This window comes from Amycolatopsis sp. NPDC114503 (genome assembly GCF_055633655.1).
On sequence record NZ_JBVKDT010000002.1, the window covers coordinates 705,526 to 720,868 of the forward strand.

Consider the following 15,343-nt stretch of genomic DNA (forward strand, 5'->3'; position numbering starts at 1 on the left):
CGATCGCCCGCACCGGGTACCCAGCGGGCAATCAGGGAGGAAGGAGCTGCCGATGCGTCCGGTGTGGCAGGGTGCGCTGTCGTTCGGGCTGGTGAACGTCCCGGTGCGGATGTACAAGGCGGTCGAGGACCACGCGGTGCACTTCACGCAGTTCCAGCGCGGGACGCGGGACCGCATCCGCTACCGGCGGGTGAACGAGCGGACCGGCGACGAGGTGCCCTACGACGACATCGTGCGCGGCCGGGAGGTCGGCGACGACGAGTACGTGCTGGTCGAGCAGGAGGAACTGGACGAGATCGCGCCAGGCCGCTCGCGCTCGCTCGAGGTGGAGAGCTTCGTGGACCTCGCCGACGTCGACCCGATGTACTTCGACCGCGCCTACTGGCTCGCCCCCGCCAAGGAGGAGGCGCAGCGCCCGTACGTGCTGCTGCTCGACGCACTCTCCCGCCGGGACAAGGCGGCCGTCGCGAAGTTCGTCTTCCACGGCCGCGAGCACCTCGCGCTCGCCCGCGCCGGAGACGGCGTGATCGTGCTCAACACGCTGCACTACGCCGCCGAGATGCGCAGCGCGGACGACGTGCCGCAGCTGCCCGCCAAGGCCAAGACCAACCAGAAGGAGCTGGACCTCGCGGTGAAGCTGATCGACGCGATGTCCGAGCCGTGGCGGCCGGAGGAGTTCCACGACACCTACCGCGAGCGGGTGGAGGAGCTGATCGAGGCGAAGAAGGCCGGGAACACCGTGACGCCCGCCGCGGAGCCGGAGCAGCCGACGAAGGTGGTCGACCTGATGGAGGCGCTGGCCAAGAGCGTGCGGGGCAGCCGTCGGCCGCGTACCCCGGATCTGTCGGAGCTGTCCAAGACGGAACTGCGGAAGCTGGCGAAGGAACGCGACGTCAAGGGCCGATCGAAGATGTCGCGCGCCGATCTGGAGGCCGCGCTGAAGGCGTCCTAGCTCAGCGCCCTCGCCAGCTGCGGGATTCGCCCGCCTGCCAGCAAGACGTCGACTTGGCGCGGCGACAACTGGTGTTTCGCGCGGTATTCCTCGTCCCGGGTCTGGTTCCGGACGGTGAACTCCGCCGTCTCGGCCAGCCGGTGCAGCCCGGACACGCACAGCACGTCGTCGCGCTGGATCTTCTCGCCGTCTTCCGGATCGGCGAATTCCAGCGGCAGCACCCCGAAGTTCACCAGGTTCTGCCAGTGGATCCGCGCGAACGACCGGGCCACAACCACCCGCAGGCCCAGGTACCGGGCAGTGATCGCGGCGTGCTCGCGCGACGAACCCTGGCCGTAGTTCTCCCCGGCCACCACGAAATGCGCCGGACTGCCGGCCGCGCGCTTCGGGTAGTCCTCGTCGATCCGGGTGAACGTGAACTCCGCCAGCTTCGGGATGTTCGAACGGAACGGCAGCGCGCGTGCGCCGGCGGGCGAGATCTCGTCGGTCGACACGTCGTCTCCGGCCTTCAGCAGGACCGGCCCCTCGATCTCGTCCGGCAGCGGCTCGAAGTCCGGCAACCCGGCGACGTTCGGGCCCTTCACCAGCTCCTCCCGCAAGGCCTCTTCGTCGGGCAACGGAGCGGTGAAGACGCGCGGGTCGGCCGCCGAGCGGGCTGGTCCGGAGACGCGCGGATGCGCCAGATGGTGAACGGTGGCGTAGTCGCGCGGATCGGTCAGCACGCCGGTCAGCGCCGACACCGCCGCGGTTTCCGGCGAACACAGCCAGACCGAATCGTCCGAGGTGCCGGACCGGCCGGGGAAGTTCCGCGGGAACGTGCGCAGCGAGTTCGTGCCGGGCGCGGGCGCCTGGCCCATCCCGATGCAGCCGAGGCAGCCTGCCTGGTGCACCCGCGCCCCGGCGGCGACGAGGTCGGTGAGGTGTCCGCTGCGGGCCAGTTCGACGAGGATCTGCCGCGAGGTCGGGTTGACGTCGAAGCTCACCGAATCGGCTGTCTGCCTGCCCCGGACCGTGGCCGCGGCGACCGCGAAGTCCCGGAACCCGGGGTTGGCCGACGAACCGAGCACCACCTGCGCCACCGGAGTGCCCGACACCTCGCGCACCGGCACCACGTTGCCCGGCGAAGACGGCTTCGCCACCAGCGGCTCCACAGTGGACAGATCGATCTCGTCTTCGATGTCGTAGGAAGCGTCGCGTCCGGCACGCAGGTCGCGGAAGTCGTGCTCGCGTCCCTCCGCTCGCAGGAACGCGCGGATCGCTTCGTCGGCCGGGAACACGGTTGCGGTCGCGCCCAGCTCAGCGCCCATGTTCGCGATCACGTGCCGGTCCATCGCGCTCAGACACGCGAGCCCCGGCCCGTGGTACTCGATGATCCGGTGCCGCCCGCCGCTCACGCCGTGCCGGCGCAGCATCTCCAGCACGACGTCCTTCGCCGACACCCACGGCGGCAGCTCGCCGCTCAGCCGGACACCCCAGATCTCCGGCATCCGCAGGTAGAGCGGTTCCCCCGCGATGGCCAGCGCCACCTCGAGGCCGCCGACGCCGACGGCGAGCATGCCCAGCGCCCCGGCCGCGCAGGTGTGCGAATCGGACCCGGCGAGGCTCTTGCCGGGTATTCCGAAGCGCTCCATGTGCGTCGGATGCGAAACCCCGTTGCCCGCTTTGGAGAACCACAGCCCGAACCGGCGGCACGCCGAACGCAGGTAAGCGTGGTCCTCGGCGTTCTTCTCGTCCGCCTGCAGCAGGTTGTGGTCGACGTACTGGACGCTCAGCTCGGTCCGCGCGCGGTCGAGCCCGAGCGCCTCAAGCTCCTGCATCACGAGCGTGCCCGTGGCGTCCTGGGTCAGCGTTTGATCGACCCGCAGGCCGATTTCGGTCCCTGGTTCGAGCCGGCCGGCGACCAGGTGGTCGGCCAGCAGCCGCCCGGCGAGAGTCTGTTCGCGTCCCACGCCTGGGCGGGTACCCGTTCCGGGCGCGGCGAACCGCCCATGTTTCCGCTGGGTCCACGCGGGCAATCCGGGGATCAAGAACGGCGGAAGGAGACTGGGATGCCGCAGCAGGCCTGGAGTTCGAAGCGCGAACGGCAGTACCAGCACATCGAGGAGTCGCAGGAGGAGCGCGGCGCGAGCAAGAAGCGCGCGAAGGAGATCGCCGCCCGCACGGTGAACAAGAACCGCGCGCAGTCGGGCGAATCGGACCGCGCGAGCAAGACCTCGGTGCGCGACAAATCGCCGCAGCAGCGCGGCGGGCACCGCTCCGGCAAGGGGCTGGGCCCTGGTGGTCCGACGCGCGACCAGTTGTACAACGAGGCCAAGCAGCGCAATATCCACGGCCGGTCCACGATGACGAAGAAGGAACTGGCGAAGGCGCTCGGGCGGGGCTGACTTTCCTCCGCGATGAACCAGCGCCCGATCGAGGACTACGCCCTGCTCGGCGACCTGCACACCGCGGCGTTGGTGTCACGGGACGGTGCGGTCGAGTGGCTCTGCCTGCCGCGCTTCGACTCCCCCGCGTGCTTCGCCGCGTTGCTGCACGACGAGCGCGCGGGGGTCTGGCAGCTCGGGCCCGCAGCGGGCGGACCGGCGACGCGCCGAGGTTACGTCGGGGATTCCCTGATCCTGGCCAGCGAATGGGAAAACTCCGACGGTGCCGTGCGGGTGCTGGACTTCATGCCGCCACGGGACGGGGCCGCTGATCTCGTGCGGATCGTCGAGGGGCTGCGCGGCCGGGTTCCGATGCGGAACTGTCTGCGGCCGCGGTTCGACTACGGCTCGGTGCGGCCGTGGGTCCGGCACGTCGACGGCCGTTTCGACGCAGTAGCGGGACCCGACGCGGTTCGGCTGACCACGCCGGTCGAGGTGTCGACCGAGGACGACGCCGAGTTCACCGTCGCCGAGGGCGAACGAGTGCCGTTCGTGCTCACCTACCACGCGTCCTACCGGGAGCGCCCCGATCCGGCGGACGCCGAGAAAGCGTTGGCGCACACCGAACGCTTCTGGGCGGACTGGATCGGCCGCTGCCAGTACGACGGCCGGTGGCCCGCCGCGGTGCGTCGGGCGCTGATCACGTTGAAAGCGCTGACCTACGAGCCGACCGGCGGCATTGTCGCCGCGCCGACGACGTCGCTGCCGGAAAAACTCGGCGGCGAACGCAACTGGGACTACCGCTACTGCTGGCTGCGCGACGCCACCTTCACCTTGCAAGCGCTTGTCGGCACCGGCTACCCCGACGAGGCGCGGGCGTGGCGCGAATGGCTGGTGCGCGCGGCGGCCGGAGATCCGTCCGAACTCCAGGTCCTTTATGGACTCGACGGTTCCCGCCGGGTGCCGGAGTCCACTCTGGACTGGCTGGACGGGTACGCCGGTTCCACTCCAGTCCGCATCGGGAACGCAGCCGCGGGCCAGATCCAGCTGGACGTATGGGGCGAAGCGCTCGACGGCCTGCATCTGGTCCGCGAGGCCGGGCTCCCGGTGACGCATCCGGCATGGGATCTGCAACGCGGGCTGCTCGATTTCCTCGAAGGCCATTGGGATCAGCCCGATCGGAGCCTTTGGGAAGTACGCGGCGAACCGCACCATTTCGTGCATTCCAAAGTAATGGCATGGGCAGGCATAGACCGCGCTGTCCGGACAGTGGAACGCCACCGGCTCGACGGCCCGGTCGACCGCTGGCGCGCGCTGCGCGACCGGATCCACGAGGAAGTCTGCCGCGAAGGTTTCGACGCCGACCGCAACACTTTCACCCAGTTCTACGGCTCGCGCGGTCTCGACGCCGCCTTACTGCTCATCCCCCGCGTCGGTTTCCTTCCCGGGAGCGATTCCCGCGTGCGCGGAACCGTCGACGCGGTGCGGAAAGAGCTGTCGCGAGAAGGATTCGTCCATCGTTACGACCCGGACGCCGACAATGGCCTCGGCGAATTGCGCGGCGGCGAAGGAGCGTTCCTCCCGTGCAGTTTCTGGCTCGCCGACGCCCTGCACGACACCGGCCGGACCGAGGAAGCCGTCGAGGTTTTCGAGCAGATGCTGGCGGTCCGCAACGATGTCGGGCTGCTGAGCGAGGAATACGACGTCGCCGCCGGGCGGCAGCTCGGGAACATACCGCAGGCCTTCAGCATGGTCGGGCTCGTCAACACCGCGCGCCACCTCGACGGCGCGGACACCACCACCACCAATGCCATCGGGCCCCAGCAGGGCCTGCGACGCGACGTGTAACGCCGCCGACCTCCGGGTAGCCGGGGAGGACTCAACGCACGGGAGGATTGCCATGACCGAGACCGTCGGCGACTACCTGCTCTCGCGGCTGCGCGATTGGGGCGTGGAGCAGGTGTTCGCGTACCCCGGGGACGGGATCAACGGTCTCGTCGCGTCCTTCGGCAAGGCGGACAACCAGCCGCGTTTCGTCCAGGCCCGGCACGAGGAGATGGCCGCCTTCTCCGCGGTCGGCTACGCGAAGTTCAGCGGGGCCGTCGGCGTGTGCATGGCGACGTCCGGGCCCGGCGCGATCCATCTGCTGAACGGGCTCTACGACGCGAAGCTCGACCACGTCCCGGTCGTCGCGATCGTCGGGCAGACCGCGCGCACCGCGATGGGCGGCAGCTACCAGCAGGAGGTCGAACTCCAGGCGCTGTACCGGGATGTCGCGAACGAGTACTGCATCGAGGTGAACGTCGCCGAGCAGCTGCCCAACGCGCTCGACCGCGCGTTCCGGGTGGCGCAGGCGTCCCGCACGCCGACCGCGCTGATCATCCCGGCGGACCTGCAGGAGGAGCCGTACGAGCCGCCGCAGCACGCGTTCAAGCAGATGCCGTCGAGCCCGCCCGGGACCGCGTGGCCGAATCCGGTGCCGCCCGAACCCGCCATCACCGAGGCGGCCGACGTGCTCAACGCCGGGGAGAAGGTCGCGATCCTCGTCGGTCAGGGCGCTCGCGGCGCGGCGGAGGAGGTGCGCGAGGTCGCGGACCTCACCGGAGCCGGCGTGGCGAAAGCGTTGCTGGGCAAGGATGTCCTCGCCGACGATCTGCCCTATGTGACCGGTGCGATCGGACTGCTCGGCACGCGGCCGAGCTACGAGATGATGCGCGACTGCGACACGCTGCTGATCGTCGGCTCGAACTTCCCCTACAGCCAGTTCCTGCCGGAGTACGGCCAGGCCCGCGCGGTGCAGATCGACCTCGACGGCCGGTTCATCGGCATGCGCTACCCCACCGAGGTCAACCTCGTCGGCGACGCCGCCGCGACCCTGCGCGCGCTGCTGCCGAAGCTGAACCGGACCGAAAACCGTTCGTGGCGCGAGAAAATCGAGAAGAACGTCGCCGACTGGTGGACCACAATGGACCAGCAGGCCGCCGTCGACGCGAAACCGGTCAACCCGATGCGGATCGTGCACGAGCTGTCGAAGCAGATCCCGGACAACGCGATGGTCACCGCCGATTCCGGCTCTTCGACGAATTGGTACGCGCGCAACCTCCGGATCCGCGACGGCATGCGCGCCACGCTGTCCGGCACGCTCGCCACGATGGGCCCCGGCGTGCCGTATGCGATCGGGGCCAAGTTCGCGCATCCCGACCGGCCGGCGATCGCGCTCGTCGGCGACGGCGCGATGCAGATGAACGGGCTGGCGGAGCTGATCACCATCGCCCGGTACCAGGGGCTGTGGCCGGATCCGCGGTGCATCGTCTGCGTGTTCCACAACAACGACCTCAACCAGGTCACGTGGGAGCTGCGCGCGATGGGCGGCGCGCCGAAGTTCGAGGAATCGCAGTCGCTGCCGGACGTCGACTACGCCGGTTTCGCCCGCAGCGTCGGCCTCGAAGGGATCAACGTCGACGACCCGGACGATCTCGCTTCGGCCTGGCGGACCGCGTTCGCCGCGGACCGGCCGACCGTGCTGGACGTGCGGTGCGACGCCGAGGTCCCGCCAATTCCTCCGCACGCGACTTTCGAGCAGATGAAATCGGTGACCGAGTCCGTGCTGAAGGGCGATCCGGAAGCGTTCCATCTGATGTTCCAGGGCGCGAAGACGAAGCTGCAGGAGTTCTTGCCCGGACGGTCGCGGTGACGGTCGCCGCCCCGCACATCGAACGAATCGACGCGCGCGCCTACCGGGTGCCGACTCCTTCTCCGGAGGCCGACGGCACGCTCGCCTGGGATTCCACGACGCTCGTCGTGGCCCGGGTGCGGGCCGGCGGCACCGACGGACTCGGCTGGACGTACGCCGATTTCTCCTGTGCCCCGCTGATCGAAGGCAAACTCGCCTCCGCGATCGCCGGAATGCCGGTCCTGGATCCGCCCGCGTGCTGGAGCGCGATGCAGCACGCGATCCGGAACCTCGGCCGCGGCGGTCTGGTCTCTTGTGCACTGTCCGCTGTGGACATCGCGATCTGGGACGCCGCCGCACGGCTGCTCGACGTTCCGCTGAGCCGCCTGCTCGGCCGGGTGCACGACGAGGTCGAGGTCTACGGCAGCGGCGGCTTCACCTCGCAGGACGACGACGAACTGGCCGCACAGCTGGAATACTGGGTCCGCAAACAGCGCATTCCGCGGGTGAAGATCAAGATCGGCGAGGCCTGGGGCAATGCGGTCGCCCGCGACATCGGCCGGATCCGGCTGGCGCGCGAGACGATCGGCGACGACGCCGCGCTGTACGTCGACGCGAACGGCGGCTACTCGGTCGGCCGGGCCCGCCGGATCGCCGACACGTTGCGCGAGTTCGGCGTGACCTGGTTCGAGGAGCCGGTGTCCAGCGACGATCTGCCCGGGCTCGCGCAGTTGCGCACGTCGGACGGGCCGGACATCGCGGCCGGCGAGTACGGCTACGACCTGCCGTACTTCGCCCGGATGCTGCCTTCGGTCGACTGCCTCCAGGTCGATGTGACGCGGTGCGGCGGCTACACGGAATGGCGCCGCGTCGCCGCGTTGGCCGCCGCGGCGAACCGCGAGGTGTCCGCGCACTGCGCTCCGAATCTGTCCGCGCACGCGGCCGCGGCGACCCCGAATTTCCGGCACATCGAATGGTTCGCCGACCACGACCGGATCGAACGGGAACTCTTCTACGGCGGCCTCGACCCCAGCGGCGGCCGGGTCGCCCCGTCGATGTCCATTGCCGGGCACGGGCTGCGGCTACACGCCGACGCTGCCGCCGAGTACGCGGTCAAGGAGGGCCGATGAGCACCGCCGAACTCCCCAATCCCGTTGTTCGCGTGCCGGAACCCGCCGAAATCGACCCCGAAGTCCTCGCCGCCGCCCTCCGCGAACGAGTCAAAGGCGAAGTCCGCTTCGACGACGGCAGCCGCGCCGCCTACTCCACCGACGCATCCAATTTCCGCCAAGTTCCCCTCGGCGTCGTCGTGCCGCGTTCTCCCGACGACGCCGTTGAAGCGCTGGCCGTAGCGAGGGATTTCGGCGCGCCCGTGCTCTCGCGCGGCGGCGGGACGAGCCTCGCCGGCCAGTGCACCAATACCGCCGTCGTGCTCGATTGGTCCAAGTACTGCTCCGAACTGGAATCCGTCGACACCGAGCGCCGCACCTGCGTCGTGCAGCCGGGAATCGTGCTGGACGACCTCAACCGCCAGCTCGCCGACACCAATCTCCGCTTCGGCCCCGAGCCGGCCACGCACATGAACTGCACCCTCGGCGGCATGATCGGCAACAATTCCTGCGGCGCGACCGCCCAGCGCACCGGCAAGGTCGTGGACAACGTCGTGCGCCTGGAGGTGCTGCTCGCCGATGGAACCCGGTTCTGGTGCGGCAAAACCAGCGACGACGAATACGCCGAAATCGAGCACCACGGCGACCGGCGCGCCGCGATCTACCGGCAGCTGCGGCGGCTGCGCGACGAATACGCCGACGAAATCCGCCGCCGTTTCCCGGACATCCCGCGCCGCGTGTCCGGCTACAACCTCGACTCGCTGCTGCCCGAACACGATTTCGACGTCGCCGGTCTGCTGGTCGGCAGCGAATCGACGCTGGTCACCGTGCTGCGTGCGGAACTGAAGCTGGTCCCGGTGCTGCCCGGGCGCGCGCTGGTCGTGCTCGGCTACCCGGACATCGCGACCGCCGCCGACGCGGTGCCGGACATCCTGCCGCACGAGCCGATCGCGCTCGAAGGCGTCGACCACCGGCTTCTCTACGACGAACGGCTGAAGCACCTCAACGAAAAGGCGCGCGAACAGCTGCCGCGCGGCCGGGCGTTCCTGATGGTCCAGTTCGGCGCGAAGACGCTTGAGGAAGCCGACAAGCAAGCTCGCGGGCTGCTCGACTCCATCGAGGACGCCGAGGTCGCTTTCCTCGACGATCCGGCGAAGGAAGCCGAACTCTGGCAGGTCCGCGAGGCCGGTCTCGGCGCGACCGCGCACGTCCCCGGCGAGGCGGACACCTTCGAGGGCTGGGAAGATTCCGCGGTAGCGCCGGAAAAACTCGGCGACTACCTGCGTCGGCTCGACGCGCTGTACGCGGAATTCGGCTACGCCGACGAAACCGGGCCGAGCCTGTACGGCCACTTCGGACAGGGCTGCGTGCACACGCGGATCCCGTTCGACCTCTACACCGCTTCGGGCGTCACGACCTACCGCCGGTTCATGGAACGGGCCGCCGACCTGGTCGCGGAGTTCGGCGGCTCGTTTTCCGGCGAGCACGGCGACGGGCAGAGCCGCGGCGAACTGCTGCCGCGCATGTTCGGCAACGACCTGGTCACCGCGTTCGGCCAGCTCAAGGCGATCTTCGACCCGGGCGACCGGATGAACCCCGGCAAGGTCGTCGCGCCGTACTCGCTGGACGAAAACCTGCGGCTCGGCGGCTCGTGGTCTCCCGCCGAGCCGCAGGACCTGTACTTCCGCTTCCCGAACGACGGCGGCTCGTTTTCTCAGGCGGCCAACCGCTGCGTCGGCGTCGGCCGCTGCCGTCAGTCCACTTCGGACAGCGGCGACGTGATGTGCCCGTCGTACCAGGTCACCGGCGAGGAGGAGCACTCCACGCGCGGCCGCGCCCGGCTGCTGTTCGAAATGCTCGACGGGCACCACGACGGCCCGATCTCCGACGGTTGGCGCTCCGCCGAGGTCCGCGACGCCCTAGACCTGTGTCTTTCCTGCAAGGGCTGCAAATCCGACTGTCCGGCCGATGTGGACATGGCCACCTACAAGGCGGAATTCCTCGCACATCACTACGAGGGCCGCCCGTGGAAACGACCGCGGTCGGACTACACGATGGGCTGGCTGCCGCTGGTCGCCCGGCTCGTCGGGAAAACCCGCACCGCGCGATGGGTGAACCTGCTGGGCAAAACCCGGTTCGCCACCCGGGTCGCCGGGGTCGAGGACCGGGAAATCCCCCGCTTCGCCCCGAAAACGCTGCCGCGATGGTTCGCCCGGCATCAACCCGCCGGCACCGGCGCGCGCGGCACCGTCATGCTCTGGCCGGACACCTTCACCTCCTACTTCCATCCGCACGTCGCCGAGGCCGCCGTGCGGGTCCTGGAAGACGCGGGCTGGCGGGTGACGCTGCCGGAGCCGTCCGTATGCTGCGGCCTGACCTGGATTTCCACCGGCCAGCTGGGAATAGCGAAGCGGGTGCTGACGCGCACCGTGCGCACGCTGGCCCCGCATCTGCGGGACGGCGGACTGGTGCTCGGCCTCGAACCCAGCTGCACCGCGGTGTTCCGCTCCGACGCGGCCGAGTTGTTCCCCGGCGACCAGGACGTCCGGCGGCTGCGGGACCAGACCGTGACGCTCGCGGAACTGCTGACCCGGCACTCCCCCGGGTACCGGCCGCCGCGGATTCCGGGGCACGCGCTGGCCCAGGTGCACTGTCATCAGCACGCGGTGCTGGGCTGGGACGCGGACCGCGCGCTGCTGCAGGCGGCCGGAGTGGAGGTCGAACGGCTGGATTCGGGATGCTGCGGCCTCGCCGGGAACTTCGGGTTCGAGCGGGGCCATCTGGAGGTCAGCAAGGCCTGCGCGGAACGAGTCCTGCTGCCCCGGGTTCGCGAGGCGGACCGGCGGACGGCGGTGCTGGCTGACGGTTTCAGCTGCCGCACCCAGCTGCACGAACTGGACAGCGGGGGCCGCGAGGGCCTTCACCTCGCCGAACTCCTCGCCGCCGGGCTCGCCTCGGGGAACCGGTAAAGGTCCGTGAAGGACTCCTTGAGGGAATCTAATTCCCTCAAGGAGTCCTTCACGGACTACCCGCCCGGAACCGTCTCGCCGCCCAAAGCCGCCAGCACCTCGCCGCTGTAATACGACGAAAGCCGGTTCGACGCGAGAAACACATACGACGGCGCGAGATCGTCCGGATGCGCGGCCCGCTGGAACGGTGCCTGCAGGCCGAATTTCTCCACCTTCTCCGGAGGGAACGTGGACGGGATGAGCGGTGTCCACACCGGACCCGGCGCGACGCAGTTCACCCGGATCCCGCGATCGGCCAGGGCCTGCGCCATCGCGTACGTCCAGGCGTGGATCGCGCCCTTCGTCGCCGAGTAGTCGATGAGGGTTTTGTTGCCGCGCAAGCCGTTCACCGAACCGGTGTTGATGATGACGTCGCCGTCGCCGAGATGCGGCAGCGCGGCGGCGGTCACCCGGAAGCAGCTGTGCAGGTTCACGTCGAACGTGCGCATCCACTGCTCTTCGGTCAGATCCTCGGGACGGTCGACCGGCCATTGCGTCGCCGCGTTGTTGACCAGGATGTCGAGTCCTTCCAATTCGGACAGCGTGTGGTCGACGATCTCCCGGCAATGGCTGGCGTCGGCGAGATCACCGGGAAGCAGCAAGCATTCCCGGCCCTCGGCGCGCACGCGATCGGCGGTGTACTCGGCGTCTTCGTGCTCATTGAGATAGGAGATCGCGACGTCCGCGCCTTCTTTCGCGAAGGCGATCGCGACCGCGCGGCCGATCCCGGAGTCGCCCCCGGTGATCAGCGCGCGTTGTCCGGCGAGCAGACCCCTGCCCTCGTAATCGGTCATCGAATCGCGCGGCTGCGGATCCATCTCCGCGGTGGTGCCCGGCGGTTCCTGCTGCTGCGGCGGTCGGATGCGGTCTGCCACGGGAGTCCTCCCCGGAAAGTCGGTGCCGTTGCTTCCCGGCTACCCCCCGCGCCGCGGTTCAATCACCCGAACGGCCGCGCAACCGTCCCCCTGCGACGGTTGCGCGGCCCCTCGCCCCCTGGTCCGCGCTGCGGCTGCGCGGCGGTTACCCCGATCCGCGGCAGGCAAACCCGGGGGCGATCAGCAATCCCCGGCTACCCGCGTATCCAGGCTTTACGCCTGCCCGGAGCTGTTCTCCCCGCCAAGCCGCAGCTGATCGACGCACTCCGCCAAGCACTGCCCCGCCGAAATCCGCACAACACTGATCCGTTTCGCCGTCCCCAAGCCGGGTAAGCCTCGAGCAGGAAGGGAGGAGAACTGTGCTGGAGGAAATGAACCGGACGCCCGCGGAGGAAAAATCCACCGCGGACCTCGCGGCTGATCTGACCGCTTCCCTCAAACGCCTGCTCCAAGACGAGTTCCGCCTGGCACTGGCCGAACTCCAGACGAAGGGCAAGCGTTTCGGCATCGGAGCCGGGCTCGTCGGGTTCGCCGGTGTGCTCGCGCTTCTCGGCGGCGCGACCCTGATCGCCGCGGCCGTGCTCGGCCTCGCGCTCGTGGTGCCCGGCTGGCTGGCCGCGCTGATCGTCGGCGGCGCGTTGCTGCTGGTCGCGGGCCTCGCCGCGCTGGTCGGCGGCAAGGAGGCGAGCCGCGCGGGCGGGCCGGTGCCGGAGGAGTCCGTGGACAGGGTGCGCGAGGACGTCGAGACGATGAAGCAGGTGCGGTCATGACCGAACGCAAGGTGGAAGAGGCCCGCGCGGACCGGGACGTCACCCGCGAGGAACTGGCCGAAACGCTGGACGCGCTGGGACACAAGCTGGACGTCCGCACGCGCGCCAGCGAGAAGGTGGACGAGACGATCGACCGGGCGGCCGCGCAGGTGGAGAAGACCGTTTCGACCCCGGCCGCGGAGAAGGTCCGCGCCGGCGCGGAGGCCGTCCGGAACAACCCGCTCCCGCTGTTCGCGGCGGTCTTCGGCGGGGTGTTCGTGCTCCGGTTCCTCCTCCGCCGCCGGCACGCGCACCGGAAGCAGGGCGGCGCATGCTGACCGACCGGGAACAGCGTGCTCTGAACGAAATCGAACGCGGTTTGGGCGAGACGGATCCGCGGCTCAGCGCGAAGCTGGACCGCGGATCCGGCCGTCCGCGCCGTCGCCGCTCCGCACTGGAGGTGCTGGCGACGATCACCAGCCTCGTGCTGATCGCGACCGGCGCGTTCGACACGCGGCCGGGCATGATCGTGGCCGGGGTGGTCGGGCTCGCGGTGCTCGTCGGCGGGCCGTTCGCGGTGCGCCACTGGAAGGCCGGGTCCTCGCGCTGACCCGCCGGGGGTTCGCTAGATCACTGTCAGGAAACCGTCAACGACTGCTGCTCCGCCGCCTCCGGAGGGCCAGCCTGACCGGGTGACCGCAACCCTGTCCCGCCCGGAAACGCCGCGAGCCACTGACCGGCACCGGCTTTCCGTCGTCGGCGGCCTCGCCGCGCTGTCCCTCGACGCGATGGCGTCGGTCGCCTACGGACCCGAGGCGATCGTGCTCGTCCTGGCCGTCGCCGGCGGCGCCGGACTCGGCTTCGCGCTGCCCGTCACGCTCGCGATCGCCGTCCTGCTCGCCGTGCTGACGTTGTCGTATCGCCAGGTCATCGCCGCGTTCCCGGACGGCGGCGGGGCCTACGGCGTCAGCCGCACCCACCTCGGCCGCCGCGCGTCCCTGGTCGCCGCAGCGTCGCTGATCGTCGACTACGTGCTGAATGTCGCGGTCTCCGTCGCCGCCGGGGTCGCCGCGCTGACGTCGGCGTTTCCCGCGTTGCTGCCCTGCAAACTCCTGCTCTGCCTCGGCGTGCTCGCGCTGATCACCGGTGTCAACCTCCGCGGCATCGCCGAGAGCGCGCGGGCGTTCATCGTGCCGACCGTGGTGTTCGTCGGCTCGATCCTCACCGTCGTGGTGGTCGGTCTCTTCCGCGACACTCCGGCCGCGAGCATCGCCAGCGGGCATCTCCCCAGTCTTCAGACGGTCGGAATCCTGTTGCTGCTCAAGGCTTTCGCGAACGGCTGCGCGGCACTGACCGGTGTCGAAGCGATCGCCAACGCCGTCCCGTCCTTCCGCAAGCCGCGCGTGCGCCGGGCGCAGCGGGCGGAGGTCGCGCTCGGCGGGCTGCTCGCGGTGATGCTGCTCGGGATCGCCGTGCTGATCGGGAAGTTCTCGATCCGCCCGGTCGACGGCGTGACCGTGCTGTCGCAGGTCACCGCCGCGTCGCTCGGGAACGGTTTCGGTTACTACGTAGTACAGTTCTCCACCGTGGTCCTGCTGGCGCTGGCTGCGAACACTTCCTTCGGCGGGCTTCCGGTGCTGGCGCAACTGCTCGCGAAACACAACAACCTGCCGCACGTTTTCGCCTTGCGTGCCGAACGCCAGGTGTACCGCTACGGCGTCGGTTTCCTCGCTGTCGCTTCCGCTTTGCTGCTGATTCTCGCGAACGGCGACATGAACACCCTGGTGCCGCTGTTCGCGATCGGCGTGTTCGTCGGTTTCACCCTTTCGCAGATCGGAATGGTGCGGCATTGGTTCGGCGCCCGCCCGCGCGGCTGGCGGGGAAAGGCCGCGCTCAACGGTTTCGGCGCGCTGCTCACCGGACTCGCGGCGATCGTCGTCACCGCGACGAAGTTCGGCGAAGGCGGCTGGCTGATCGTCCTCGCGCTGCCGGTGCTCGTGCTGGTGATGGAATGGGTCCACCGCAATTACCGGCACATCGGCGACCGTCTCGAACTCGGGCGCATCCCTCCCCCGCCGAGGCCCGACCGGTCGCTGGTGATCGTCCCGGTCCATACGGTGTCGCGGCTGACCCGCGACGCGCTCTCCGCCGCGCTGTCTCTCGGCGAGCACGTCGAGGCCGTGCACGTGACGCATCCCGAGGAGGAAGCATCCGCGCGCGAGTTCGTCGAAGCGTGGGAACGGTGGCGCCCGGACGTCACGCTGGTCCAGCTGCACGACGAACGCCGCCGCCTCGGCGAGCCGATCGCGGAGCACCTCCGGCGGCACGACGGATGCCACGTTTTCGTCCTGGTCGCGGAGGTCGAGCCGGAGCACTTCTGGCAGCGCGTCCTGCAGAACCGCCGCGGCGCGGTACTGGCCCGGGTGCTGCGCCGCCGCTCCGACGCGGTCGTCTGCCGGATGCGGTTCCGGGTCAAGGCTTGACCGAGCCCATTTCGTCCCGTTTTCCCGAATGCCCGTTTTCCCGGAGCCGGCGGGGCGTTGCCCGATAGTACTTTCGGCCGATGTCCGCAGGGCGAAAACCCGCCGAAAGGCGTGGGCCATCCCGGGGGACT

The 15,343-nt window shown here is 69.7% G+C and carries 12 protein-coding genes; 10 read left to right on the plus strand and 2 right to left on the minus strand.

Features of this window, described 5'->3' with window-relative positions; genetic code table 11:
• Positions 1-52: 52 nt before the first annotated feature.
• On the plus strand, positions 53-952 hold the full coding sequence (gene ku, locus ACZ7OI_RS11080) for a non-homologous end joining protein Ku (protein WP_470264009.1): 900 nt from the start codon (positions 53-55) through the stop codon (positions 950-952).
• Here the strand turns inward: ku and ACZ7OI_RS11085 are convergent.
• Entirely contained in the window at positions 949-2,901 is a 1,953-nt protein-coding gene (locus tag ACZ7OI_RS11085; RefSeq protein WP_470264010.1) for an aconitate hydratase, read from the minus strand. The two genes, ku and ACZ7OI_RS11085, sit on opposite strands and share 4 nt — an antisense overlap.
• A gap of 99 nt (positions 2,902-3,000) precedes the next feature.
• Between ACZ7OI_RS11085 and ACZ7OI_RS11090 the strand changes: the two genes are divergently transcribed.
• The 5 genes from ACZ7OI_RS11090 to ACZ7OI_RS11110 are packed head-to-tail and all read left to right on the plus strand — an operon-like array spanning position 3,001 to position 11,066.
• A complete protein-coding gene (locus ACZ7OI_RS11090; RefSeq protein ID WP_470264011.1) occupies positions 3,001-3,336 on the plus strand; it encodes a plasmid stabilization protein in 336 nt (111 codons plus the stop codon).
• A gap of 12 nt (positions 3,337-3,348) precedes the next feature.
• Complete coding sequence (locus ACZ7OI_RS11095; RefSeq protein WP_470264012.1) at positions 3,349-5,163, plus strand: glycoside hydrolase family 15 protein; 1,815 nt, start codon at positions 3,349-3,351, stop codon at positions 5,161-5,163.
• A 52-nt stretch (positions 5,164-5,215) separates the two neighbouring features.
• Entirely contained in the window at positions 5,216-7,009 is a 1,794-nt protein-coding gene (locus tag ACZ7OI_RS11100) for a thiamine pyrophosphate-requiring protein (RefSeq protein WP_470264013.1), read from the plus strand.
• Complete coding sequence (locus ACZ7OI_RS11105) at positions 7,006-8,118, plus strand: enolase C-terminal domain-like protein (protein WP_470264014.1); 1,113 nt, start codon at positions 7,006-7,008, stop codon at positions 8,116-8,118. Before ACZ7OI_RS11100 ends, ACZ7OI_RS11105 begins: the two co-directional genes overlap by 4 nt.
• Positions 8,115-11,066: an FAD-binding and (Fe-S)-binding domain-containing protein gene (locus ACZ7OI_RS11110; RefSeq protein ID WP_470264015.1), complete on the plus strand. Its 2,952-nt coding sequence runs from the start codon at positions 8,115-8,117 to the stop codon at positions 11,064-11,066. Before ACZ7OI_RS11105 ends, ACZ7OI_RS11110 begins: the two co-directional genes overlap by 4 nt.
• 56 nt (positions 11,067-11,122) lie before the next feature.
• Here the strand turns inward: ACZ7OI_RS11110 and ACZ7OI_RS11115 are convergent, their stop codons facing one another.
• Positions 11,123-11,980 carry an SDR family oxidoreductase gene (locus ACZ7OI_RS11115; RefSeq protein ID WP_470264016.1) on the minus strand — a complete coding sequence of 286 codons (858 nt, stop codon included), beginning with the start codon at positions 11,978-11,980 and terminating at the stop codon, positions 11,123-11,125.
• Between the two features lie 359 nt (positions 11,981-12,339).
• Here ACZ7OI_RS11115 and ACZ7OI_RS11120 point away from each other — a divergent pair, with 359 nt between their 5' ends.
• The 4 genes from ACZ7OI_RS11120 to ACZ7OI_RS11135 all read left to right on the plus strand — a co-directional run bounded on the left by ACZ7OI_RS11120 (position 12,340) and on the right by ACZ7OI_RS11135 (position 15,212).
• Complete coding sequence (locus ACZ7OI_RS11120; RefSeq protein ID WP_470264017.1) at positions 12,340-12,750, plus strand: phage holin family protein; 411 nt, start codon at positions 12,340-12,342, stop codon at positions 12,748-12,750.
• The gene (locus ACZ7OI_RS11125; RefSeq protein ID WP_470264018.1) at positions 12,747-13,067 is read left to right on the plus strand and encodes a DUF3618 domain-containing protein; all 321 of its coding nucleotides are present in this window, start codon (positions 12,747-12,749) and stop codon (positions 13,065-13,067) included. Before ACZ7OI_RS11120 ends, ACZ7OI_RS11125 begins: the two co-directional genes overlap by 4 nt.
• A complete protein-coding gene (locus tag ACZ7OI_RS11130) occupies positions 13,061-13,339 on the plus strand; it encodes a DUF3040 domain-containing protein (protein WP_470264019.1) in 279 nt (92 codons plus the stop codon). The genes ACZ7OI_RS11125 and ACZ7OI_RS11130 overlap by 7 nt, the downstream gene beginning before the upstream one ends.
• Positions 13,340-13,421: 82 nt before the next feature.
• The gene (locus ACZ7OI_RS11135) at positions 13,422-15,212 is read left to right on the plus strand and encodes an APC family permease (protein ID WP_470264020.1); all 1,791 of its coding nucleotides are present in this window, start codon (positions 13,422-13,424) and stop codon (positions 15,210-15,212) included.
• The last annotated feature ends 131 nt before the right edge of the window (positions 15,213-15,343 follow it).

Bases quoted from the DNA above. Each gene is read 5' to 3' on its own strand.
- ACZ7OI_RS11110 (WP_470264015.1), top strand. From the start codon at position 8,115: ATGAGCACCGCCGAACTCCCCAATCCCGTTGTTCGCGTGCCGGAACCC.
- ACZ7OI_RS11095 (WP_470264012.1), top strand. From the start codon at position 3,349: ATGAACCAGCGCCCGATCGAGGACTACGCCCTGCTCGGCGACCTGCAC.
- ACZ7OI_RS11100 (WP_470264013.1), top strand. From the start codon at position 5,216: ATGACCGAGACCGTCGGCGACTACCTGCTCTCGCGGCTGCGCGATTGG.
- ACZ7OI_RS11130 (WP_470264019.1), top strand. From the start codon at position 13,061: ATGCTGACCGACCGGGAACAGCGTGCTCTGAACGAAATCGAACGCGGT.
- ku (WP_470264009.1), top strand. From the start codon at position 53: ATGCGTCCGGTGTGGCAGGGTGCGCTGTCGTTCGGGCTGGTGAACGTC.
- ACZ7OI_RS11125 (WP_470264018.1), top strand. From the start codon at position 12,747: ATGACCGAACGCAAGGTGGAAGAGGCCCGCGCGGACCGGGACGTCACC.
- ACZ7OI_RS11090 (WP_470264011.1), top strand. From the start codon at position 3,001: ATGCCGCAGCAGGCCTGGAGTTCGAAGCGCGAACGGCAGTACCAGCAC.